This is a genomic window from Altererythrobacter xiamenensis (assembly GCF_900177715.1).
Taxonomy (GTDB): domain Bacteria; phylum Pseudomonadota; class Alphaproteobacteria; order Sphingomonadales; family Sphingomonadaceae; genus Erythrobacter; species Erythrobacter xiamenensis.
Genome location: NZ_FXWG01000003.1, coordinates 56,405 through 78,685, shown reverse-complemented (window position 1 = coordinate 78,685; position 22,281 = coordinate 56,405). Strand labels below are relative to the sequence as shown.

Sequence of the window (22,281 nt, the reverse complement as noted above, 5' to 3'; positions counted from 1 at the left end):
CTACCGAATCTCGATTCCATTCTCATCCGTTCTGCGACCCCGCACGCCGCTCCCCCGACGTGCTGATGTAGCAACTTAATGCCACATGTAACGCGCCAAAGCCAATAGGCTGGGATCGTTAGGGTCGTCAGCTGACCGGGCATCCCTCCAGCCCGGTCCTGCCGCCGCGAGAACGCGAGGGCCGATGGCCGCCAGAGCGATCCCGGCGCGATCGATCCCCAGCCGGTTGCATTCGCTGGCAAAATGCTCGGCAGATTTCGCCGAATGCAGCAAAACCAGTGGGTTGCCGGATAATTGTGAGGCCAGTTGCGAACTGATCGGCAGGTGCACCACGCGATACACGGTCCGCGACGCGATGGTCACGCCCTCTGGCGGGGTCAGCACAATTCGGTCCTCGCCAGCAAGGCGCAGAAGCTTCAGCGACTTACTCTCGAGCCCGTCGAGCAGCGATTGCAAGCCGCCCTCCCCGGTTTTCTCGACCGTGAATCCCGCCGCTTGCGCGGCGTCGGCTGTCGTCTTGCCCACGGCGAACACCGGCAGGGCCTTCAACGCGGCCAAACCTTCGCCTGCATGACGGACGGCATTTGCGCTGCCGATCAGCAGCCCGTCGAAGGCGTCGCCCGGCGGTACGTCCCAAGCGAGCGGTTCGACGCGGGAAAGCGGATGTGGCGCAATATCGAGGCCAAGCTCGCGTCCTGCCGCGACCGTGTTCGAAAGGCCCGGCTCCGGTCGGATCGCGATGATTTTACCCGTCGCCGAAGTCACGCGCGCTCCAGGCCGAAATAGGGTGTCATTCCGGGTTTGAGATTGGCGAAAAGCTCGCGCGCCAAGTCTTCGATCCAACCGTGATCGTCCGCAGTGCCGTGCCCGGATCGTTCGATACGCTGGGTTCCATCGGGACTGTAGAGCGCGCAGCGAATAGTGAGCCTGTCACCGTCGCGCGACGTCAGCATCGCGATCGGACTGTGGCAATCGCCCGAAAGCCTTGCCAGAAGCGCGCGCTCGGCCAGCACCGCCTCATGGCTCTCACGATGGTCGATCGCGGCGAGCAATTCGCGCGTTTCTTCGTCATCGACGCGGCACTCGATACCGATCGCCGCCTGCGCTGGCGCGGGAAGCCACTCTTCGGGATCGAGCGGTGTGCCGACGCTCGTCTCGCCCAGCCGTTCCAGTCCGGCGCGTGCGAGGAAGGTCGCGTCGGCCTCCCCCGCCTGAAGTTTGGCGAGCCGGGTCGCGACATTGCCGCGGATCGGCACCGCCTTGCAATCGGGCCGCGCGTTGAGAAGCTGAGCCGCCCGCCGCGGCGCGCTCGTACCCACTACCGCGCCTTGCGGGAGCGATCGAATGCTCGAGGCACCGACCAGCACATCGGCAATGTCTGCGCGCGGCAGGATAGCTGCAATGCACAGTTCGGCGGGGCGAAATGTCTCGACATCCTTCATCGAATGCACTGCGGCATCGATGCGCCCTTCGGCGAGCCAGGCGTCGAGTTCCTTGGTCCACAAGGCCTTGCCGCCGATGTCGGCCAGCGGGCGATCCTTGATCTTGTCGCCGCTCGCCAGCACCGGGACCAATTCGACGGCACTCACTTCCCAGCCATGTGCAGAGCAAAGCCGCGCGCGGGTCTCCTCCGCCTGAGCCATCGCAAGCGGAGAGCGGCGGGTGCCGAGACGCAGGATCGGTGTGTCGGGATTACGGTCTGTCATCGCAGCGCTTGCCCTAGCCCCGCAAAGGCTTAAGGGGAAGCGCCATGGGCCTCGTTTTGGGCATAGAATCCAGTTGCGACGAAACCGCCGTTGCGCTCGTCGATACGGACAGGGTTATCCATGCGCAGCGCATCGCCTCGCAGGATGACAAACACGCTCCCTATGGAGGCGTCGTTCCGGAGATCGCAGCACGCGCCCATGCCGAGCGTCTCGCCCCGATGATCGAGGCGGTGCTTGCAGAGAACGGCACCAAGCTTGCCGATTGCGACGCGATAGCGGCGACTGCCGGACCGGGACTGATCGGCGGGGTCATGGTCGGTCTCGTAAGCGCAAAGGCGCTGGCGATGGCCTCCGACGTGCCCTTGCTGGCGATCAACCACCTTGAAGGGCACGCATTGAGCCCGCGCCTCGCCGATCCGGAACTCGACTTTCCCTATATGTTGCTGCTGGTTTCGGGCGGGCATTGCCAGATCCTCAGCGTCGAAGGCGTTGGCGAATACCGCCGTCTCGCGACCACGATCGACGATGCGCTGGGAGAAGCCTTCGACAAATCGGCCAAGATCCTCGGCCTGGGCTATCCTGGAGGTCCGGCGGTCGAGCGCCTTGCCAAAGAGGGCGATCCGCAAGCCGTCCCCCTGCCCCGCCCGCTGATGGGTTCGAAGGAACCGCATTTCTCCTTCGCCGGACTGAAGAGCGCGGTGCTTCGCGCGCATGAAAGCGGCGAGCACAATGATGCGGACATTGCGGCGAGTTTTCAGCAGGCTGCGATAGATTGCCTGATCGATCGGCTCGAACACGCGATGAAGCGCGCTCCCGACAAGCCTGCGCTGGTCGTGGCTGGCGGTGTTGCCGCCAACCAGCAGGTTCGCGCCGCACTCGAAAATCTCGCCGGATCGCGCGGCATGCGTTTTGTCGCACCGCCCTTGGCGCTGTGCACCGACAACGCCGCGATGATCGCTTGGGCCGGCTGCGAACGGCTCGCCCTCGGGCAATTCGATCCGCTCGATATCGCCGCGCGGCCGCGCTGGCCGCTCGACCCGGATGCAGAGCCGGTGCGCGGCGCAGGAGTAAAGGCATGAGCGATAAACGAGCGACCGTCGGCGTGCTTGGCGCGGGAGCATGGGGCACGGCGCTGGCACAGATGCTGGCGAGCGACGGGCGCGACGTACTGCTCTGGGCGCTCGAACCCGAACTGGTCGAAGAGATCAACGCCAGGCATAGCAACAGCGTCTATCTGCCCTCGGCAACACTCGCTGAAACGATCCGCGCCACAAGCCGGATGGCTGATCTGGCCGATTGCGAGACCATCCTCGCGGTTACGCCCGCACAGCATCTCGGTAGCGTTCTGGGCCAGCTTGAGAAGGCACCGCGCGACCTCGTGCTGTGCAGCAAGGGGATCGAGGCGAGCAGCGGGCGGATGATGCACGAAGTCGCCGCTGCCGCGTCTCCCGACAGCGATATCGCAGTCCTGTCAGGCCCCACCTTCGCGCATGAAGTCGCGGCAGGCCTGCCCACCGCTGTCACGCTCGCCTGCGGCGGCGGCGAGGCACAGTGGGAGAGGCTCAAACCCGCCATCGCTCGCCCGGCATTCCGACCCTATTATTCCGACGATGTCGCAGGCGCTGAAGTCGGCGGCTCGATCAAGAACGTGCTCGCGATCGCCTGCGGCGTAGTCGAGGGCTTGGCGCTCGGGCAAAACGCCCGCGCGGCGCTGATCGCGCGCGGTTATGCAGAAATGCTGCGCTTCGGCGAAGCTCTCGGCGCGCAGGCAGAAACGCTGGCGGGGCTATGCGGTCTCGGTGACCTGGTCCTCACCTGCACTTCGACCTCGAGCCGCAACTTCTCGCTCGGCAAGGCGCTGGGCGAAGGCGGTTCGGCCGAGGCGCTGATGGCGGATCGGCGGACCGTGGCAGAGGGCGCGCACACCGCGCCCGTACTGCAGGAACTCGCCCGCAAGCATGATATCGCGATGCCCATCACCGATGCGGTCAACGCCATCCTGGGTGGCACCGATGCCGCCAAGGTCGTGGCCGACTTGCTCGCTCGTCCGCTGCGCGCAGAACTCGGCGAGCGCGGGTGAGCACCACTCCGCCCGTCACCCCTCCTGCCCCTAGCGAGCAGGACGATATCTCCGCGCTCGCCAAGGGCGGCCAGACCAATTTCCTCGGCTTCCTTCTGAGGCTCGCCGCGCGCCTGCCGTTCCTGTTCATCGCCGCGCGTCTCTATGGCGCAGAAGCGATGGGCCGATTTGCCTCGGCACTGGTCGTGATCGAGCTTGTCGCGCTGGTATGCTCGATGGGCGAAAAGCGCGGGCTGGCACAGCGTTTGACCGAGGGCGATGACGAACAGGTCAATCTCGTATTGGACGGGCTGCTGCTCGCGCTGATCCTGTCGTGCATCGCGGCGGCTTTCCTCTGGGCTGTCCCGGCACCGATGTTCCCCAACGGGATGAACGGGCCGCTCGACATGTGGCTTGTGATCGCGATCCCGGGCTATGCGCTGACCGAGATCCTGCTCGCCGCGCAGGCTTATCGCTATGACATCGCGACGACAGTCCGCGCCCGCGCCATCGTCGAGCCCTGGACGATCTCGATCATGGCCGGCGTGTTCTTTTACACCGGATTTCGCGATTCCGGCCTAGCGCTCGCCTATATCGTCTCGATCTTCGCGGGCCTGCTAGCGGCTGCCTGGCCTTTCATGCGCAGCTACGGCCTTCCCAAGGGCTGGCGTCCACACCCTGTAAAGATGTGGCGGATGAGCACGCGCGCCTTTCCGTTGGCTGTGGCGGACGCGGTCGAATGGGGCACGCGCCGTTTCGACATCTTCATTCTCGGCTTCTTCGTCGCGAGCCCGGCGATCGTCGGGATCTACTATTTTGCCCAGCAGATCGCGAGCCTGCCGCAGAAGCTCAAGACGAGTTTCGAGCCGATCCTGGGTCCGGTAATCACGCGCAACCTCAAGGAAAAAAACTACGGCGCGATTGCCAAGCAGGTGCGCCAGGTCGGCTTCTGGATCATAGCCGCACAGGCGGGCATCGCGCTAGCGCTGGGCGTGCCGGGCGAAGCGATGATGGGCCTTGGCGGGCCCAATTATGTCGGCGGCACCGGCGCGCTCGCCTTCTTGCTGTTGGCCGAAGTGGTCGCCGCGACCGCCGTCGTTTCGGAGGCGGCGCTGGTCTATGTCGCGCGCAAGCGGAATCTGATGATCTCGCTTGGCACCATAGCGCTGCAGGCATTGCTGACGGTCGGCGCGATGCTGCTTGTCCAGCATTTCAATCTGGCCGAGCCGTTCAAGGCGGCGGGTGCGGCGATCGCGCTGATGCTCTCGCTGGGCGCAGCCAGCCTCGTCAAGGCCTGGCTGCTTTCGCGCATCCTCAAGGCATCGGTAAACAACTGGCGCTGGGCGCTGGTCTGGGCGACCGCGCCTGCCGTCGTAGTCGGGTTCGCCGCCACCCTTCTCCCGGAATGGGCCGAGCTCATTTTCGGGATTCCCGCAATCCTCCTGACCTATGGCTGGGTCATCTGGCACAAGGGCTTCGGCCCGGAAGATCGCGTCCTCTTCCGCCGCAACATGGGCGGCAAGCAGGTCGGCTCCGAAGCAGACTGATCCAATTACGCCTTTAATCCTGCGGACGTGCTGGCTAAGGGCATGGTCATGTCAGTTCGTCCGCAGTTACCGATCATTGCAGGAGCGCTCGTTGCCGGAGCGACCGGCCTTTTCGGCGGGGCCGCAAGCGACGAGGAGTTTGTTGCCAGGTTATCGGATGCCACCGAAGCAGCGATAGCGGAGGCTGACGGAGCTCCGGTCACGGCGCGGTTCAGTACCGGGCTCGGCTGGCCTACGCGTCACCCCACGCTCTCTGGTGGCGAAAATCTCGATGAGACCAGGCGTGATCGCGTGGCGAAAGCGGTGGCCGCCCTCCCCGGCGTTGGCGGCGTCGACTGGTCTGACGGGACCATACAGGCGCAAGGCGGGCTGGTGCCCGTGTCCCCGATGCATTGCCAGGACGATGTGAACGCCCTGCTCGAAGCCCGAACGATCCGGTTCGAAGAAAGTTCGAGCGTGGTCGATGCGGCCAGCCAGCCGCTGCTCGACGAGGTTGCCGCCGCGCTCAATCCGTGCCTCGGCGCGAAGATCGCGATCACCGGTCATACCGATGCCTCGGGCTCGGAAGAAGCCAATCTGGACCTTTCTCGAGCGCGCGCCACGGCGATCCGTCGCGCCCTGGTCCAGCGTGGCATCCCGGCGGAGGGCTTGCGCGCGGAAGGCGTCGGGTCTTCCACACCGATCGACGGCCTCTCTCCGCAGGATCCGGCGAACCGCAGGATCGAGTTCTCCGTGATCGCGACGCAACCTTTGCAGCCCACGCCCGTTGACACCCCGGGACCGAGGTAATCATGCCAATCTGGTCGGAAGTCCTCGCTCTCTCGCTCGTGGCCTATGCAATGGGCCTCGCGCTTGGCTTGTTAATCTGGGGCCGCGGAGGCCCGCCCAAGGAGTAGAATCGCCCATGCCCGAACTGATCGAGGCTTACTGGCCTTATATCCTCATCGCTTTCGTCATCGGCCTCGCGGTCGCCTGGTTCGTTCTTGTTGCCAATCGCAAGACGTCGGTCGTCAGTGAACGCAAGGACGTGCTTGACGAGGGCGCAGAGAAGGCCAAGCGCAACCAAGCCCTGATCGATCCGCCACCAGGTGCAGACGAACTCTCGAATGTGGCGAACACGCAGGAGGTTGCCCACGCAGGAGCGACGGCGGATGCCGAGGCGGGTCCCGCGATCACGCCCTCCAAGCCCAATGTGGCGGAGGCAAGCGCGTCTTCTTCAACCGATGTCGGCGACGCAGACGACCTGACCCGGATCAAGGGGCTTGGACCGAAACTGGCCGCCATGCTCGGCACTATAGGCATCACCCGATTTGACCAGATCGCGGCATGGGACGACACCGAAATCGACCGAGTGGATTCGAAGCTTGGCCGCTTCCAGGGACGCATTCGGCGCGACGACTGGGTGACCCAGGCCAAGCTGCTGGCGGCGGGTGACGAGAACGCTTTCGCCGAACGCTACGGCCAAAACGGATAGAGTTGGGAACATTTCCGCAGCATTCTGTGTTATTTTCGGTGTCGCGAAGCCGATTCCGGGAGACCCAGCATGACGCAAGCACGAGTATTGGTAGCCGAAGACGAGTTCATCATCGCCTTCGATCTTTGCGACACGGTCGAGGAAGCCGGCTACACAGTCGAAGGTCCGCACGCGGACAATTCCTCCGCAATGCTTGCCTTCCAGAAAGACAAGCCTGACATTGCGATCCTCGATATCGAGCTCGATGACGGAATTGTCTTTCCGCTCGCGCAAAGGCTAGCCGACGAGGACATTCCGATCATTTTTCACTCCGGTCGGTATTCGAGCGAAGAGGTGAGCGCACGTTTTCCCGGTGCGAAGACGCTCACCAAGCCATGTCCGCCGGCGCGGATGATCGAAACCGTCAATTCGGTGCTCGCTGCCGCCTGACAGAAGCTGCGGGCTTAAATCGCGCTTCTCGTAGACGGTGGCGGATTTAACCACCCCTTACCGCTTCACTCCACCGCTTCCATCGCCTATCGCTTCTCTCAACGAGAGGAGAGAGTTGAATGAGCGACGCGCTTTTTCCGGTCCCGGAAGACTGGGCCGGATCCGCCAAGATCGACCGCGAAACCTACGAGCAGAAATATCGCCGCTCCATCGAGGACCCCGAGGGATTCTGGCGCGAAGAAGCGCAGCGCATCGACTGGATCGCGCCTTTCGACACCGTGAAGGACACGTCCTTCGACAGGGACGATTTTCACATCAGCTGGTTTACCGGCGGCAAGTTGAACATCTGCGCCAATGCGCTCGACCGTCATCTCGACACGCGCGGCGATCAGGTCGCGATCCTGTGGGAGCCTGACGACCCGTCTTCCCCCGACCGGAAGCTGACCTACCGCGAACTTCACGCCGAGGTCTGCCGCTTCGCCAATGCGCTCAAGGCGAACGGGGTAAGCAAGGGCGATCGCGTCACGATTTACCTGCCGATGGTGCCCGAAGCGGCGATTGCGATGCTCGCCTGTGCGCGTATCGGCGCCGTGCACTCGGTGGTCTTTGCAGGCTTCTCCCCCGACGCGCTCGCCGGGCGGATAGAGGATTGCCAATCGACCATCGTCGTTACCGCCGACGAAGGTCTGCGCGGCGGCAAGACCATCCCCCTGAAAGCAAATGTCGATGCGGCCTGCGAGAAAGCGCATGTCGATACCGTCATCGTGCTCGAGCACACCGGCGCTAACGTTCCCATGGTCGATGGCCGCGATGTCAGCTGGGCCGATACCGTTGCCGGTCAGAGCGCCGACTGCGAGCCCGAGGTCATGGACGCGGAAGACCCGCTGTTCATCCTCTACACCTCCGGCTCTACCGGCAAGCCCAAGGGCGTGCTCCACACCACTGGCGGCTATGCCGTGTGGACGAGCATGACGCACGAATACGTCTTCGATTACCGGCCCGGCCAGGTCTACTGGTGCGCCGCCGACGTTGGCTGGGTCACCGGACACTCTTACGTCGTCTACGCGCCCTTCATGAACGGCGCGACGCAAGTCATGTTCGAGGGCGTTCCTAACTTTCCCGACCATTCGCGCTTCTGGCAGGTGGTCGACAAGTATGCCGTCGAGATTTTCTACGCCGCGCCGACAGCCCTGCGCGCCCTGATGCGCGAAGGCGATGAATACGTCACACAAACCTCACGCAAGTCCTTGCGATTGCTCGGTTCGGTCGGAGAGCCGATCAACCCGGAGGCATGGGACTGGTATCACCGCGTCGTGGGAGAGCGGCGCTGCCCGATTGTCGACACCTGGTGGCAAACCGAAACTGGCGGCGCGATGATCACCCCGCTGCCTGGCGCGACCGACCTCAAACCCGGCAGCGCTTCCAAGCCGATGTTCGGCGTCAAGCCTGCCGTGCTCGATCCGGAGAAAGGCACGGTGCTGGAAGGTGCGACCTCGGGCGCACTCGTCATCACCGATAGCTGGCCCGGCCAGATGCGCACCGTCTATGGCGATCACCAGCGCTTCTTCGACACCTATTTCAGCCAGTACCCCGGCTACTACTTCACCGGCGACGGATGCCGCCGCGACGAGGACGGATACTACTGGATCACCGGCCGGATCGACGATGTGATCAACGTTTCCGGCCACCGCATGGGCACCGCCGAGGTCGAAAGCGCGCTGGTGGAGCATCACCTCGTCGCAGAAGCCGCGGTGGTCGGCATGCCGCACGACATCAAGGGACAGGGCATCTATGCCTATGTCACCACCAACGCCGGCACCGAGGACAGCGAGGAACTGCGCATGGAGCTGGTCCAGTGGGTCCGTAAGGAAATCGGCCCCATCGCCACGCCCGATGTGCTCCAATTCGCTCCAGGCCTGCCCAAGACGCGCAGCGGCAAGATCATGCGCCGCATCCTCCGGAAGATCGCCGAAAACGACATGTCGAACCTCGGCGATACATCGACCCTTGCCGACCCGGGGGTGGTCGATGATCTCGTCGCAAACCGCCCGCAGACGTGAAAGGCCTTGTTATGAAATCGACCTTGTCCGACGCGGCCCGCCTTGCGCTCGTTACGGGGGCGCTGACGATGTCCACCGCAACGCTCGCGCAATCGGTTTTCGACCGCGCCAAGCCTCGCGATCCTGAACCAATGATCGGGGAAATCCGCGAATTTCCCTATAATTTCTGCCCGCGCGGATGGACGCATGCCGATGGACGCTTGATGGAAATATCGAAGAACACGGCGCTGTTTTCGCTGCTGGGAACGCAATACGGGGGCGACGGTCGCACGACCTTTGCGCTGCCCGATACGCGCGGCCGCAACATCAGGCATTGCATAGCGATCGAAGGCCGCTTTCCGATGCGCAGTTGAGCGGTTGAAAACCGGCCATTCTCCTGCGAGAGACGGCTCGCATACAGCATAACAGGAGTAGCAACGTGGCCGGAATGGTGCCGTTCAATTGGGAAGACCCCTTCGATCTCGAAAGCCAGCTGACCGAGGACGAGCGGATGATCCGCGACGCCGCGCACGGCTTTGCCCAGAGCGAACTGCAGCCGCGCGTGATTGACGCTTTCCGCGAGGAGGTCGACGCGCCCGAACTCTTCCCCCTGTTCGGGCAAGCGGGCCTGCTCGGCGCGACCGTTCCCGAAGAATATGGCGGCGCCGGCGCAAGCTATGTCGCCTATGGCCTGATCGCGCGCGAGATCGAGCGGGTCGACAGCGGCTATCGTTCGATGGCCTCGGTCCAGTCCAGCCTCGTGATGTATCCGATCCACGCTTATGGCTCGGAAGAACAGCGCAAAAAGTATCTTCCCGGACTCGCCTCGGGCGAACTGATCGGCTGTTTCGGCCTGACCGAGCCCGATGCCGGATCCGATCCGGGCGGCATGAAGACCCATGCCAAGAAGGATGGCGACGGATACATCCTCAACGGGTCCAAGACCTGGATTTCCAACGCGCCCTTCGCCGATGTCTTCGTGGTCTGGGCGAAGAGCGAAGAGCATGGCGGCGGCATTCGCGGCTTCGTTCTCGAAAAGGGGATGAAGGGGCTTTCCGCGCCCAAGATCGAAGGCAAGATCTCGCTGCGCGCCAGCACCACCGGCATGATCGTGATGGACGATGTGAAGGTCCCCGCCGACGCGCTGCTGCCCGGCGTCCAAGGGCTCAAGGGTCCGTTCGGTTGTCTCAACCGTGCCCGCTACGGCATCAGCTGGGGCGCGATGGGCGCAGCCGAGTACTGCATGCATGCCGCGCGCCAGTACGGCCTCGACCGCAAGCAGTTCGGTCGCCCGCTCGCCGGAACGCAGCTTTACCAGAAGAAGCTCGCCGACATGCTGACCGATATCGCGCTCGGCCTGCAGGCATCGCTGCGCGTCGGCCGCCTGATGGATGAAGGCCGCTTCGCTCCCGACATGATCAGCGTGGTCAAGCGCAACAATGTCGGCAAGGCGCTCGATATCGCGCGTCAGGCCCGCGACATGCATGGCGGCAACGGCATTTCCGAGGAATACCAGGTGATCCGCCACATGGTGAACCTCGAGACGGTCAACACCTACGAGGGCACGCATGATGTCCATGCGCTGATCCTGGGTCGTGGCATCACCGGCCTCGCGGCGTTTTAGTCCTGATGGCCAAACCTCCCGCGCCCTCCACCCTCCCGCCCGGATTGTGTCCCGGCAGGCCCCGGGTGGAAGGGTGGAGGGCGCGGGTGGCGCGGTCCAAGAGAAAAGGCAAACCATGAAGCTCTACGGCTACTATCGCAGTTCGACGTCCTATCGCCTGCGGATCGCGCTCGAGCTGAAGGGACTCGCCTACGAATACGTGCCGGTGAACCTGCTCGAATCCGAGCAGAAGCTCGAGGCTTTCACCAGCCGCAACCCTTTCGGCAGCGTGCCCTTGCTCGAAGCCGATGGCCGCGACCGCGTGCAGTCGATGGCGCAGCTGGAATGGCTGGACGAGGCCTATCCCGACAATCCCCTGCTGCCCGCCGGTGTCGAAGATCGCTACACCGCTCGCGAGCTGGCTTATGCGATCGCAACCGAACTGCACGCGCCGCTCAACCTTCCGGTGCTGAAATATCTCTCCAATGAATACGGCAAGTCGGAGGACGAGATTGGCACCTGGTATCGTCACTGGCTCGCCCGCACCCTCGAACCGCTGGAGGCACGGCTCGCCCAGCTTGGCACCGGCGACTTCCTGTTCGATGCGCCCGGTTTCTTCGAAGTCTGCCTGCTGCCGCAGGTCTACAACGCGCGGCGCTTCGCATTCGATTTCAGCGACAAACCCCATATCGAACGGATCGAAGCTGCCTGCCTTGCGTTGGACAGATTCCAGCGCGCTCACCCCGATAACCAACCAGACAACCCCGAGAGGTCCACATGAAACTCGCAACGCTTAACGACGGAACCCGCGACGGGAAGCTCGTCGTCGTCTCCAAGGACCTGACCCGCTATTGCGCCGCCGACAATATCGCACCGACGTTGCAGGCCGCGCTCGACAACTGGGCGGAGGTCGCGCCGAAACTCGAAGTGCTCGCCACCGATGTCGAACACGAGGCGGTGCCATGCGAGCGATTCCACGAGCGGGAAGCGCACTCGCCCCTCCCCCGCGCCTATCAGTGGGCTGACGGCAGCGCCTACATCAACCACGTCGAACTGGTGCGGAAGGCGCGCGATGCCGAAGTGCCCGACAGTTTCTATCACGATCCGCTGATGTATCAGGGCGGCAGCGACAACTTCCTCGCCCCGCGTGACGACATCCCGCTGGGCGACACGGCCTGGGGCTGCGACATGGAAGGCGAAGTCGCGGTCATCACCGACGACGTGCCGATGGGTGCGTCGGTCGAGGACGCCGCCGGTCACATCAAGCTGATCATGCTGGTCAACGACGTCTCGCTGCGCGGCCTGATTCCGGGCGAACTGGCCAAGGGTTTCGGCTTCTTCCAGTCCAAGCCTTCGAGCGCGTTTTCTCCCGTCTGCGTCACGCCCGACGAGCTGGGCGATGCGTGGAATGACAGCCTCATCCACCTGCCGCTGATGGTCGACTACAATGGCGAGCCTTTCGGCCGTGCAGAGGTCGGCGTCGATGCGACCTTCAACATGGCGCAGCTCGTCGCCCACGCCGCCAAGACGCGCCCGCTGGGTGCCGGCACGATCATCGGCTCGGGCACGATCTCGAACAAGGGCGAGGACGGCGGCCCGGGCAAGCCGGTGTCGGAAGGTGGCCGCGGCTATTCCTGCATTGCGGAAATCCGCATGATCGAGACGATCTACGACGGTGAAGCCAAGACGCGCTTCATGGCACCGGGCGACACCGTGCGGGTCGAAATGCGGGACAAGGACAACCACTCGATCTTCGGCGCGATCGAGCAGACGGTGGTGCAGGCTTAGGCTTTCAGCCGCTCGGCATGCCAGCCGACATGCTCGGCCATGAAGGTCGAGATGAAGTAGTAGGAGTGGTCATATCCCTCCTGCATGCGGATCGTCGCATCGATGCCGGCTGCGTTGCAGGCCTCGGCCAAGCGATGCGTCTGGAGCTGTTCCTCGAGGAAGTTGTCGGCGGTTCCCTGATCGACAAGGATGTTCGGATGGCGCGCGCTGTCCTCGATCAGGGCGCAGGCGTCATATTCGCGCCAGGCTGAACGATCGTCTCCAAGATAGCGGCCGAGCGCTTTCTCGCCCCAGGGCACCTGGCTCGGCGCGACGATGGGCGAGAACGCGCTGATCGATGTGAAGCGGTCTGCATTGCGTAGCCCGATGGTCAGCGCGCCGTGCCCGCCCATCGAATGGCCGGTGATACCCTGCCGCTCCATATCGACCGGGAAATTGGAAGCGATGAGATCGGACAGCTCGCTCTCGATATAGCTGCGCATCCTGTAATGCTTCGACCACGGCTGCTGCGTCGCATCGACATAAAATCCCGCGCCCTTGCCGAAATCATACTCGTCGGCGGCATCGGGCACATCGTCACCACGCGGAGACGTATCGGGCGCGACGAAGATCACGCCATGCTCTGCGCAGGCCGCGCGATACTCGCCCTTCTCGGTCACGTTCGCATGGGTGCACGTGAGGCCGGAGAGATACCACAGCACCGGCAGCTTCGCGCCTTCGGCATGGTCGGGCACGAACACGGAGAAGGTCATCTCGGTGCCCGTCTGACCCGATGAGTGGCTATAGACGCCCTGTGTGCCGCCATGGCTACGGTTTTCGGAAACGGTCTCCATCTCGATCCTATATCTCCACCGGTTTGAATGCGGTGGCTTCGTCGCCCGTGTTTGGAGTCCCATCGGCGTCCATCACGAGCAGCTTTACTTCTCCCGATCGGGCACATGGGCGATGCTCGACTCCGCGCGGCACGACGATGAGATCGCCCGTCGCAAGATGCTCTGTTCGATCGCGGAACTCCATATCGAGTTCGCCCTCGATGACGAGGAACAGCTCATCGGTCTCGCCATGATGGTGCCAATGATATTCGCCCGCGACCTTCGCGAGACGGACCTCATTGCCATTATAACGGGCTGCGAGCCGCGGCGCCCAATAGTCTGAAAAAAGGGCAAATTTCTCCGCGAGACTGATCTTCTTTGGCGCCTCGCCAGCCATCAATAGACCACCACTGCGCGGATGCTTTCTCCGGCGTGCATCAGGTCGAAGCCCTTGTTGATTTCCTCGAGGCTGAGGCGGTGCGTGATCATCGGGTCGATCGCGATCTTGCCGTTCATATACCAGTCGACGATCTTCGGAACGTCGGTCCGGCCCTTGGCGCCGCCAAATGCGGTGCCGCGCCAGTTGCGCCCTGTGACCAGCTGGAACGGACGCGTGCTGATTTCCTTGCCCGCTTCGGCCACGCCGATGATGATCGAGGTACCCCACCCCTTGTGGCAGCATTCGAGTGCGTCGCGCATCACATCGGTATTGCCGGTGCAATCGAAGCTGTAGTCCGCCCCGCCATCGAGCATCTCGACAAGCGTCTCGACGACATTGCCGACTTCCTTCGGGTTGACGAAATCGGTCATGCCGAACTTCTCGCCCCATTCCTTCTTGGAATTGTTGATGTCGACGCCCACGATGCGGTCTGCCCCTGCGAGCTTCGCGCCCTGGATCACGTTGAGACCGATCCCGCCGAGACCGAAGACGACGACATTGTCGCCCGGCTGAACCTTGGCCGTATTGGTCACCGCGCCGACGCCCGTCGTCACGCCGCAACCGATGTAGCAGGTGGTGTCGAACGGCGCGTCTTCGCGGATCTTGGCGAGGGCGATTTCGGGCAGCACGGTGAAGTTCGAGAATGTCGAACAGCCCATGTAGTGGTAGATCGTTTCGCCCTTGTAGCTGAAGCGGCTCGTGCCATCGGGCATCAGGCCCTGGCCCTGCGTCGCGCGGATCGCGCTGCACAGATTGGTCTTGCCCGACAGGCACATTTTGCACTGGCGACATTCCGGCGTGTAGAGCGGAATGACATGATCGCCCGGCACGACAGAGGTCACGCCTGCACCCACTTCGCGGACCACGCCGCAGCCTTCATGCCCCAGGACCGAGGGGAAGATACCCTCGCTGTCGAGACCGTCGAGCGTATAGGCATCGGTGTGACAGATGCCGGTCGCCATGATCTCGACCAGCACCTCGCCCGCTTTCGGCCCCTCCAGATCGAGTTCGACAATCTCGAGCGGCTGTTTGGCTTCGAATGCTACGGCGGCACGTGTTTTCATTGGGCAATTCTCCTTGCCCAACCCGATAGCTATCGCCCCTGCCCTAGTCGAGGGGCGAATCCGGTCAGAATCAGAAACCCAGGCTCTCCGCGACCGCCGCATTGACGATCTTGCCTTGATGGACATTGAGACCCGGCAGCAGATGCGGGTCTTCCTCGCAGGCCGCAATCCCCCGCTCGGCCAGTGCGAGGCCATAGGGCAGTGTCGCATTGTTGAGCGCATAGCTGGAGGTGAGCGGGACCGCTCCGGGCATATTGGCGACGCAATAGTGGATGATGCCATCGACCTCGTAAGTCGGGTCCTCATGCGTGGTCGGCTTGGACGTTTCGAAACAGCCCCCCTGGTCGATCGCGACATCGACGAGCACCGCGCGGTTCTTCATCAACTTGAGATCTTCGCGCGGGACGAGGTGCGGCGCACTCGCGCCCGGGATCAGCACGGCGCCAATTACGACATCGGCTCCGGACAGTGCCTGCTCGATCGTGCCAGCGGTCGAGTAGCGTGTGACAGCGCGGCCCTGGAACATCTCGTCGAGCTGACGCAGGCGCGGCAGCGACTTGTCGAAGATCTCGACGCTGGCGCCCAGCCCCACGGCCATGCGCGCGGCCTGCGTTCCGACCACGCCGCCGCCGAGCACCACGACCTTCGCGGGGAGCACGCCGGGAACGCCGCCCATCAAGGTGCCGCGCCCGCCGTTGTGGGCGCGCAGGGCCATCGCGCCTGCCTCGATCGAAAGACGTCCTGCGACTTCGCTCATCGGAGCGAGCAAGGGCAATCCGCCGCCCGGCCCCGTGACCGTTTCATAAGCAACCGCAGAAACGCCTGCGTCCATCAGACCCTTCGCCTGGTCGGGATCGGGCGCAAGGTGGAGATAGGTAAAAAGAATCTGGCCTTCGCGCAGTTGCACCCACTCGTTCGGCTGCGGTTCCTTGACCTTCACGATCATGTCGGCGCGAGCGAAAACTTCCTCGGCGCTGTCAACGATCGTGGCGCCGCCAGCGCGGTAGTCATCGTCAGTCTTGCTGATCCCCTGGCCAGCATTTGTCTCGACAATGACCTGGTGTCCGGCAGCACAATATTCGCGAACCGCCTCAGGCGTCAGGCCGACCCGGTATTCGTGGTTCTTGATCTCTTTCGGAACGCCGACAAGCATGTGTATTCTCCTGGGGGATATCGCCGCGCCCCTAAGTCATCGGGCAACAAGTTACAACGGTAACTATTCACTTGCATCGTATCAGCCGGTTCGGCACTGCGACGTCTCTATAGTTCTAACCCCAATCGCACCGGAAAGTGCCACGGAGAACCACATGGCAAGCTACCCCCAGCTCAAGATGCTCATCAATGGCGAATGGATCGCCGATGGCGCGGAGGGCTCCATGCCGGTGATCAACCCCGCCAATGAAGAGATTCTGGGCCAGATGCCCAAGGCTTCGACCGAGCAGCTCGATGCGGCCCTCGCCGCAGCCGACGCAGGTTTTGCCAAGTGGAGCGCCACACCCGCCATTGAGCGCTACAAGGTATTGCGCCGTGCGACCGATCTCATCCGCGAACGCGCTGAAACCATCGCTCGCGTCGTGACGGCCGAAATGGGCAAGCCGATGAGCCAGTCGAAGCCCGAGGTTATGGGCGCGGCCGACGTGATCGACTTCCAGGCCGAGGAAGCCAAGCGCGCCGGGGGACGGCTCGTGCCCTCGCGCAGCGCCAATATTCTCTCGCAGCAGGTACGCCATGTGCCCGTGGGGCCCTCGATCCTGTTGACCCCCTGGAACTTCCCGGTGAACCTACCGTGCCGCAAGCTGGGCGGCGCGCTGGCAGCCGGTTGCTCTGTCATCCTCAAGCCTGCCGAGGATACGCCAGCATCCGCGCAGTTGCTGGTCGAAGCCTTCGTCGATGCAGGCGTCCCCGATGGGGTGATCAACCTCGTCTATGGTGACCCCGGCCCCGTGTCCGAGCACCTGATCGCTTCAGACGTAACCCGCAAGGTATCCTTCACCGGCTCTACCGCGGTCGGCAAACATCTCGGCGCCTTGGCTGCGCAGGGCATGAAGCGCTTCACTCCTGAGCTCGGCGGTCATGCGCCGGTCATCGTGTCTGAGAATGCCAACTTTGAGAGCGCGGTCGCGGCCTGTGCAACCGTCAAGTTCCGCAATGCCGGGCAGGTTTGCGTGTCTCCGACGCGCTTTCTCGTGGCGCGCAGCATCTACGACAAGTTCGTCGCCGAGTTTGCCGACCGCGCCAGCAAGGTGAAGGTCGGCGATGCGGGTGCGGACGAGACCGTCGAGATGGGCCCCCTCGCCCACGGTCGCCGCATCCCGGCAATGGAATACATGGTCGAGGACCTCGGCGGCAATCGCGGCGAGGTTCTGACCGGCGGCAAGGCGATTGGCGGTAGAGGTTTCTTCTTTGAACCGACCGTGGTGGCTGCGCCCGCAGCGGACTCTCGCCTGATGAACGAGGAGCCGTTCGGTCCCATCGCAGGGATCGTGCCCTTCGACGAGCTGGAGGAAGCTGTCGCTACGGCCAATTCGCTGCGCTACGGCCTGGCCGCCTATGCTTTCACCGGCAGCCAGGATGAAAGCTACTACCTCGGGTCAGCGCTGCGCGCCGGGATGGTGGCGATCAACCACCTGCTCGTCGCTTCGCCGGAAACCCCCTTCGGCGGGATTGGCGATAGCGGCTTCGGCTCCGAGGGCGGCGTCGAGGGCTATCTCGGCTATACGGACACCAAATTCGTCACCGTGGCGGCATCGGGTTGACGGTGATCGGGCTCGCGAGAGTATCGGTAACACGGCAAACCTGCGGTTTGTAGTTTCGCCGTTGTGGAAAGCGTCTTCAGACGAGTCGTCAAGCGATTGAAAACCTGAAACCTTGCATCGCGACTCGGGCTGCCGATGGATTGGGAAAAGCCCGAATTGTCCGGCGGATGCCTCATTGTCAGGCTCGCAGAGCAGTTTATTTAGGGGTAGCGGAAGACGAGATCGCCGTAGGCCCGCGTACATGCGCACTGTCGCTGTCCCGCCTTAACGAAATGAATCCATGAGATAAACGGGACTGCGTCCATGCTTGCCGTTTAGTCGACAGATCTGACGGTTTTTCTCTGTTTTTGAGCCACTTGGTAAAGCGATTTTCGTTCTTTCGCCTTTTGCATGTGTTACAAATTGATCAAACTTTTCAGTCCATTGCCCCACTATTGACTCGCCTCGGCTTGGTCGTACCAATCCCCCGCACATCAAAACCGCTTATCTGCCGTGTCGCGTGGCGACTGCGTCAATCAGCGGTGCTGCTCGGTCGGGCCGCACGATCGAATAACCGGACCTAAGCGGATTACCGCAGTCCAGGCAGAGCCATGCAGATCTCAATGCGATCGCATGGCCCATTCGGTCGAACTCACACAATAACGGAGCGACCAAAGCTCCGGATGGGTCAGCAATACGATCTGGGAAGGCAGCTATCGCTGCTGCCAAGTGTGTTGGAGACTGCAATGGTAGACCTTACGGACCAGTCGTCGTTTTTCGCGGACGATGATGAAGACGGTGCACAGGACGCCGACGAAACCGTCTATTACGATCTCACAAACAACAAGGACGATGATCCCACGACGGGCAGCGAGGCCCAGATCAACGGCGCGCTGTTTTTTACAGACCAACCCGATTCCTCTTCTGGCACGGGTGTAATTCAGGCCTTCGTCCGGTTGCAGGACGGCGGCAACGACGACACTCCCGGATTCGAAAATGGCTACAATACCGATGCCCGGCCGGTGTACCACGAAGAGAACACAAGCCCCAGTTTCACCACCAATCTGTTTTTGAGTGCGGTGCCGATCGTCGAGATCGACGGTGTACAATATTACGAATTTCGCCTCGACATTAACCAGCTCAATTCCAGCCCTCTGCTTTCGCTCGACGCGTTGCAGCTTTACACCAGTGATGTTGCGGATGGGGACGTTCTGGGGCCTGTTCCGGGCGTTTCCTGGAATGGAGGGGCACCGGTCGACGAGACCGGTACTTCATTCGATGACAACACAACGCTGGTCTACGATCTGGATGGTGCCGGCGATGCCAGCATTCTGCTTAATTATTCGCTCCAGGCCGGCAGCGGCAAGTCGGATATGTTTTTCTACGTACCGGTTTCAAATTTCGGAGGAGCCAATCCCGAGACGACGCTTGTAACGCTCTATTCCGAGTTCGGTGCGACCAATACGCTCGATGCAAGCGACAATTTGGTCGCAATCGACGATCCAACCGCAGCAGACGACGGTGTTACGGAAGACGCCACGTCGATCTACGGTGTTTACACGACCAATGACGGGTTCGAGGAATGGTCGGTTTCCAAGGTCCTCGATGACAATTTCCTGTGGGGTTACAAGTGGAACGACCTCGACGGGGATGGCGTCTGGGATGTAGGTGAAGCTGGCGAAGGCGGTTTCGTCATCGACTACGAGATCACCTACAAGGACGGCAACGGGGCCAAGGCTCCGATCGTAACCGTCGCAGGATCGACCACGACTTCCGATGGCACTATTGACGTCGACGGCGATGGCGAGGTCGACCCCGCAGGTTATTACATCATCCCGGTGCCGCTCGGCGCAGCCAACAACACTACCTACACCATCACCCTGACCGAACGTGCGCGCGAAGACTGGGTGAACACCTATGATGGTGACGCGACAGCCGATCGCACCACCACTTTCCAGTTCAGCGAGAACACTCTCGAAGATAATCCGGAAGCAATCTCCGGAGTTTTCGGCGAGGCGGTTCAGTTCAATTTTGGCAACTTCGAGCTGTTCGACATATCGGGCACCAAGTACATCGACAGCAATGGCGACGGGACGATCTCGGGCACCGAGACCACGACGCTGGCAGGCGTCACCATCTTCATCGACGACGATGACAGCGGCAATCTGTCCGAAGGCGACCGGACCACCGTCACCGACGAGAACGGCAACTGGTCGTTCACCGGGCTTGGTCCCGACGACATCGGCAAGTCGGTCTACGAGGATCTTACCCAGGGCGGCCTCGATGCGACCTACTACCAGACCGTCGGCAATGGCGGGCTGGTGATCTCCACCACCTCGGGCGAGGATGTCACGGGGCTCGACTTCGGCAATGTCGAGTACGGCTCGATCGCAGGCACCAAGTTCGAGGATGCCGACGGCGACGGCGATCCTGCCGATGGCGACAGCGGTATCCCGGAGTGGACCATCTCCCTCTACGACGGCGATCCCGACAATGGCGGCACGCTGATCGACCAGACCACCACGGACGAGAACGGCGACTACAGCTTCGACGGGCTTGCGCTCGGCACCTACTGGCTGGTCGAGGAGACCCGCGAAGGATGGGTCAACACCACCCCTGTCCAGATCGCAGTCACCGGTACCGGCACCTCCGGCTTCGATATCACCGGACAGGACTTCTACAACTTCGAGCTGTTCGACATATCGGGCACCAAGTACATCGACAGCAATGGCGACGGGACGATCTCGGGCACCGAGACCACGACGCTCGCAGGCGTCACCATCTTCATCGACGACGATGACAGCGGCGATCTGTCCGAAGGCGACCGGACCACCGTCACCGACGAGAACGGCAACTGGTCGTTCACCGGGCTTGGTCCCGACGACATCGGCAAGTCGGTCTACGAGGATCTTACCCAGGGCGGCCTCGATGCGACCTACTACCAGACCGTCGGCAATGGCGGGCTGGTGATCTCCACCACCTCGGGCGAGGATGTCACGGGGCTCGACTTCGGCAATGTCGAGTACGGCTCGATCGCAGGCACCAAGTTCGAGGATGCCGACGGCGACGGCGATCCTGCCGATGGCGACAGCGGTATCCCGGAGTGGACCATCTCCCTCTACGACGGCGATCCCGACAATGGCGGCACGCTGATCGACCAGACCACCACGGACGAGAACGGCGACTACAGCTTCGACGGGCTTGCGCTCGGCACCTACTGGCTGGTCGAGGAGACCCGCGAGGGATGGGTCAACACCACCCCTGTCCAGATCGCAGTCACCGGTACCGGCACCTCCGGCTTCGATATCACCGGACAGGACTTCTACAACTTCGAGCTGTTCGAAATCTCGGGGTACAAATGGGCGGATCTCGATGCCGACGGTACATGGGACGAACCTGTTACGGCAGGCCTGGAAGGATGGACCATCGTCCTCGACGATGACGCCAATCCGGACAACGGCTTCATCGCATCGACGACAACCGCTGCCGACGGATCATATTCTTTCGAAAATCTGGGCCCAGACAGTTATGGTGGCGCGCTCGTCGGCATAACGATCCACGTCTACGAACTGCAACAGGACGGTTTCACGCAGACCTATGACGGTGGCTATACCTTCACCCTAACGAGTGGAGCTGATTACGCCGCACCGATCGGTGAAGCTGTCGACGGCAACTTCGGCAATCACATGATGGCAGGGGCAAACCGCACGCCGGGCTTCTGGCAATCGCAACTGGGCAGTTCATTCTACGACGGAATCCTCGACAACCAGGGCGATTCCAACGGCGATGGTAGCCCTAATGGCGACAAGGACTATGAGGAAGAAGGCTGGAGCGAAACGGACCTTCTCGAGCTCTATGGCGTCGATCTCGAATCTAACGACGGCAACGCCGACAATGTCAGCGACAATGATCACTTTGCGATCTGGGATCCCAATGAGAGCGGCACTCCGGACGAAGAGGGAGACATTTTCCTCACCCCGGAAGAATTGCACGAATGGGTGAGCGGCGGCGAGAAAGGCGGCGGGCGCGACTTTGTCGAAATACTCGAGCGCGATCTCGGTGCAGCCTTCCTCAATTCGATCAATAATGATGCGATCGGCGATGATCCGGGCGGAGATTATGCGATCGATCCGGATATCGCGGATTCCTACATGGCCGCGATACAGTTCGTCACAACAGTAAGCGGCAGCAAGAAGGACCAGAAGGACGCCTGGAACGACTACGGCTCAGACGCCCACAACGAGCTCAGCGCATTCAATGAAAGCGGTGAGGCCATGGTCGAGGGAGAAATGGTCCAGATCCTGATGGATGGCGACGATTACTCGAGTTCTTTCGTGCAGAACTATCTGAAGGTGGAAGAGAACATCGCCGCCGAAGAGAGCGCGCTGATCCAGCCAAGCATCGCCGATTCAGTGATCTATGACGACATGATGCTGGCACAGATCAACGCCGCGGTCTGACCCGGTGACGATAGGAGGACATGAGAAAGCTGTCTGAAAAGAAAACGATTTTTGCAAAGAACGGGGCGGCCTTTCGAGGCGGCCCCGTCCGCGTGAACAGAATAGAGATGCAATGCAGGTTCCCTG

At 62.3% G+C, this 22,281-nt stretch carries 19 protein-coding genes; 13 read left to right on the top strand and 6 right to left on the bottom strand.

All coding sequences use genetic code 11. The features are described 5' to 3' along the window. Positions 1 to 75: 75 nt before the first annotated feature. Both CCE89_RS10930 and hemC read right to left on the bottom strand, forming a co-directional pair. On the bottom strand, positions 76 to 765 hold the full coding sequence (locus tag CCE89_RS10930; protein WP_234990050.1) for a uroporphyrinogen-III synthase: 690 nt from the start codon (positions 763 to 765) through the stop codon (positions 76 to 78). Beyond that, positions 762 to 1,706: a hydroxymethylbilane synthase gene (gene hemC / locus CCE89_RS10925; RefSeq protein ID WP_086438132.1), complete on the bottom strand. Its 945-nt coding sequence runs from the start codon at positions 1,704 to 1,706 to the stop codon at positions 762 to 764. Before hemC ends, CCE89_RS10930 begins: the two co-directional genes overlap by 4 nt. A gap of 44 nt (positions 1,707 to 1,750) precedes the next feature. Between hemC and tsaD the strand changes: the two genes are divergently transcribed. From tsaD to CCE89_RS10870, 11 genes are all read left to right on the top strand, one after another. Beyond that, positions 1,751 to 2,785 carry a tRNA (adenosine(37)-N6)-threonylcarbamoyltransferase complex transferase subunit TsaD gene (gene tsaD / locus CCE89_RS10920; RefSeq protein ID WP_086438131.1) on the top strand — a complete coding sequence of 345 codons (1,035 nt, stop codon included), beginning with the start codon at positions 1,751 to 1,753 and terminating at the stop codon, positions 2,783 to 2,785. Beyond that, the gene (locus CCE89_RS10915; protein ID WP_086438130.1) at positions 2,782 to 3,786 is read left to right on the top strand and encodes an NAD(P)H-dependent glycerol-3-phosphate dehydrogenase; all 1,005 of its coding nucleotides are present in this window, start codon (positions 2,782 to 2,784) and stop codon (positions 3,784 to 3,786) included. The genes tsaD and CCE89_RS10915 overlap by 4 nt, the downstream gene beginning before the upstream one ends. Further along, a complete protein-coding gene (locus CCE89_RS10910; protein WP_086438129.1) occupies positions 3,783 to 5,312 on the top strand; it encodes a lipopolysaccharide biosynthesis protein in 1,530 nt (509 codons plus the stop codon). The genes CCE89_RS10915 and CCE89_RS10910 overlap by 4 nt, the downstream gene beginning before the upstream one ends. A 48-nt stretch (positions 5,313 to 5,360) precedes the next feature. Further along, positions 5,361 to 6,101, top strand: a complete 741-nt coding sequence (locus tag CCE89_RS10905; RefSeq protein ID WP_086438774.1) for an OmpA family protein — start codon at positions 5,361 to 5,363, stop codon at positions 6,099 to 6,101. A 115-nt stretch (positions 6,102 to 6,216) separates the two neighbouring features. Continuing rightward, a complete protein-coding gene (locus CCE89_RS10900) occupies positions 6,217 to 6,786 on the top strand; it encodes a hypothetical protein (protein ID WP_086438128.1) in 570 nt (189 codons plus the stop codon). A 69-nt stretch (positions 6,787 to 6,855) separates the two neighbouring features. Then, positions 6,856 to 7,215: a response regulator gene (locus CCE89_RS10895; protein WP_086438127.1), complete on the top strand. Its 360-nt coding sequence runs from the start codon at positions 6,856 to 6,858 to the stop codon at positions 7,213 to 7,215. Positions 7,216 to 7,334: 119 nt separating this feature from the next. Next, the gene (gene acs, locus CCE89_RS10890; RefSeq protein ID WP_086438126.1) at positions 7,335 to 9,275 is read left to right on the top strand and encodes an acetate--CoA ligase; all 1,941 of its coding nucleotides are present in this window, start codon (positions 7,335 to 7,337) and stop codon (positions 9,273 to 9,275) included. An 11-nt stretch (positions 9,276 to 9,286) separates the two neighbouring features. Further along, a complete protein-coding gene (locus tag CCE89_RS10885; RefSeq protein WP_234990049.1) occupies positions 9,287 to 9,628 on the top strand; it encodes a phage tail protein in 342 nt (113 codons plus the stop codon). A gap of 74 nt (positions 9,629 to 9,702) precedes the next feature. Then, entirely contained in the window at positions 9,703 to 10,878 is a 1,176-nt protein-coding gene (locus tag CCE89_RS10880) for an acyl-CoA dehydrogenase (protein WP_086438125.1), read from the top strand. 115 nt (positions 10,879 to 10,993) lie between these two features. After that, on the top strand, positions 10,994 to 11,638 hold the full coding sequence (gene maiA / locus CCE89_RS10875) for a maleylacetoacetate isomerase (RefSeq protein WP_086438772.1): 645 nt from the start codon (positions 10,994 to 10,996) through the stop codon (positions 11,636 to 11,638). Next, positions 11,635 to 12,645, top strand: a complete 1,011-nt coding sequence (locus tag CCE89_RS10870; RefSeq protein ID WP_086438124.1) for a fumarylacetoacetate hydrolase family protein — start codon at positions 11,635 to 11,637, stop codon at positions 12,643 to 12,645. The genes maiA and CCE89_RS10870 overlap by 4 nt, the downstream gene beginning before the upstream one ends. Here the strand turns inward: CCE89_RS10870 and fghA are convergent. The 4 genes from fghA to ald form a co-directional block, all read right to left on the bottom strand. Beyond that, positions 12,642 to 13,478 carry an S-formylglutathione hydrolase gene (fghA, locus tag CCE89_RS10865; RefSeq protein ID WP_086438123.1) on the bottom strand — a complete coding sequence of 279 codons (837 nt, stop codon included), beginning with the start codon at positions 13,476 to 13,478 and terminating at the stop codon, positions 12,642 to 12,644. The two genes, CCE89_RS10870 and fghA, sit on opposite strands and share 4 nt — an antisense overlap. 7 nt (positions 13,479 to 13,485) lie before the next feature. Further along, on the bottom strand, positions 13,486 to 13,854 hold the full coding sequence (locus tag CCE89_RS10860; RefSeq protein WP_086438122.1) for a cupin domain-containing protein: 369 nt from the start codon (positions 13,852 to 13,854) through the stop codon (positions 13,486 to 13,488). Further along, entirely contained in the window at positions 13,854 to 14,960 is a 1,107-nt protein-coding gene (locus CCE89_RS10855; RefSeq protein ID WP_086438121.1) for an S-(hydroxymethyl)glutathione dehydrogenase/class III alcohol dehydrogenase, read from the bottom strand. The genes CCE89_RS10860 and CCE89_RS10855 overlap by 1 nt, the downstream gene beginning before the upstream one ends. 70 nt (positions 14,961 to 15,030) lie before the next feature. Continuing rightward, the gene (gene ald / locus CCE89_RS10850; RefSeq protein ID WP_086438120.1) at positions 15,031 to 16,113 is read right to left on the bottom strand and encodes an alanine dehydrogenase; all 1,083 of its coding nucleotides are present in this window, start codon (positions 16,111 to 16,113) and stop codon (positions 15,031 to 15,033) included. Positions 16,114 to 16,267: 154 nt separating this feature from the next. Between ald and CCE89_RS10845 the strand changes: the two genes are divergently transcribed. Together CCE89_RS10845 and CCE89_RS10840 are read left to right on the top strand one after the other, a co-directional pair. Continuing rightward, complete coding sequence (locus CCE89_RS10845; RefSeq protein WP_086438119.1) at positions 16,268 to 17,716, top strand: NAD-dependent succinate-semialdehyde dehydrogenase; 1,449 nt, start codon at positions 16,268 to 16,270, stop codon at positions 17,714 to 17,716. A gap of 725 nt (positions 17,717 to 18,441) precedes the next feature. Next, positions 18,442 to 22,155, top strand: a complete 3,714-nt coding sequence (locus CCE89_RS10840) for an MSCRAMM family protein (RefSeq protein WP_159456647.1) — start codon at positions 18,442 to 18,444, stop codon at positions 22,153 to 22,155. The last annotated feature ends 126 nt before the right edge of the window (positions 22,156 to 22,281 follow it).

Bases quoted from the DNA above. Each gene is read 5' to 3' on its own strand.
- fghA (WP_086438123.1), bottom strand. From the start codon at position 13,478: ATGGAGACCGTTTCCGAAAACCGTAGCCATGGCGGCACACAGGGCGTC.
- CCE89_RS10840 (WP_159456647.1), top strand. From the start codon at position 18,442: ATGGTAGACCTTACGGACCAGTCGTCGTTTTTCGCGGACGATGATGAA.
- CCE89_RS10870 (WP_086438124.1), top strand. From the start codon at position 11,635: ATGAAACTCGCAACGCTTAACGACGGAACCCGCGACGGGAAGCTCGTC.
- CCE89_RS10885 (WP_234990049.1), top strand. From the start codon at position 9,287: ATGAAATCGACCTTGTCCGACGCGGCCCGCCTTGCGCTCGTTACGGGG.
- CCE89_RS10905 (WP_086438774.1), top strand. From the start codon at position 5,361: ATGTCAGTTCGTCCGCAGTTACCGATCATTGCAGGAGCGCTCGTTGCC.
- hemC (WP_086438132.1), bottom strand. From the start codon at position 1,706: ATGACAGACCGTAATCCCGACACACCGATCCTGCGTCTCGGCACCCGC.
- tsaD (WP_086438131.1), top strand. From the start codon at position 1,751: ATGGGCCTCGTTTTGGGCATAGAATCCAGTTGCGACGAAACCGCCGTT.
- CCE89_RS10915 (WP_086438130.1), top strand. From the start codon at position 2,782: ATGAGCGATAAACGAGCGACCGTCGGCGTGCTTGGCGCGGGAGCATGG.
- CCE89_RS10900 (WP_086438128.1), top strand. From the start codon at position 6,217: ATGCCCGAACTGATCGAGGCTTACTGGCCTTATATCCTCATCGCTTTC.
- maiA (WP_086438772.1), top strand. From the start codon at position 10,994: ATGAAGCTCTACGGCTACTATCGCAGTTCGACGTCCTATCGCCTGCGG.
- CCE89_RS10880 (WP_086438125.1), top strand. From the start codon at position 9,703: ATGGTGCCGTTCAATTGGGAAGACCCCTTCGATCTCGAAAGCCAGCTG.
- CCE89_RS10895 (WP_086438127.1), top strand. From the start codon at position 6,856: ATGACGCAAGCACGAGTATTGGTAGCCGAAGACGAGTTCATCATCGCC.
- acs (WP_086438126.1), top strand. From the start codon at position 7,335: ATGAGCGACGCGCTTTTTCCGGTCCCGGAAGACTGGGCCGGATCCGCC.
- ald (WP_086438120.1), bottom strand. From the start codon at position 16,113: ATGCTTGTCGGCGTTCCGAAAGAGATCAAGAACCACGAATACCGGGTC.
- CCE89_RS10860 (WP_086438122.1), bottom strand. From the start codon at position 13,854: ATGGCTGGCGAGGCGCCAAAGAAGATCAGTCTCGCGGAGAAATTTGCC.
- CCE89_RS10845 (WP_086438119.1), top strand. From the start codon at position 16,268: ATGGCAAGCTACCCCCAGCTCAAGATGCTCATCAATGGCGAATGGATC.
- CCE89_RS10855 (WP_086438121.1), bottom strand. From the start codon at position 14,960: ATGAAAACACGTGCCGCCGTAGCATTCGAAGCCAAACAGCCGCTCGAG.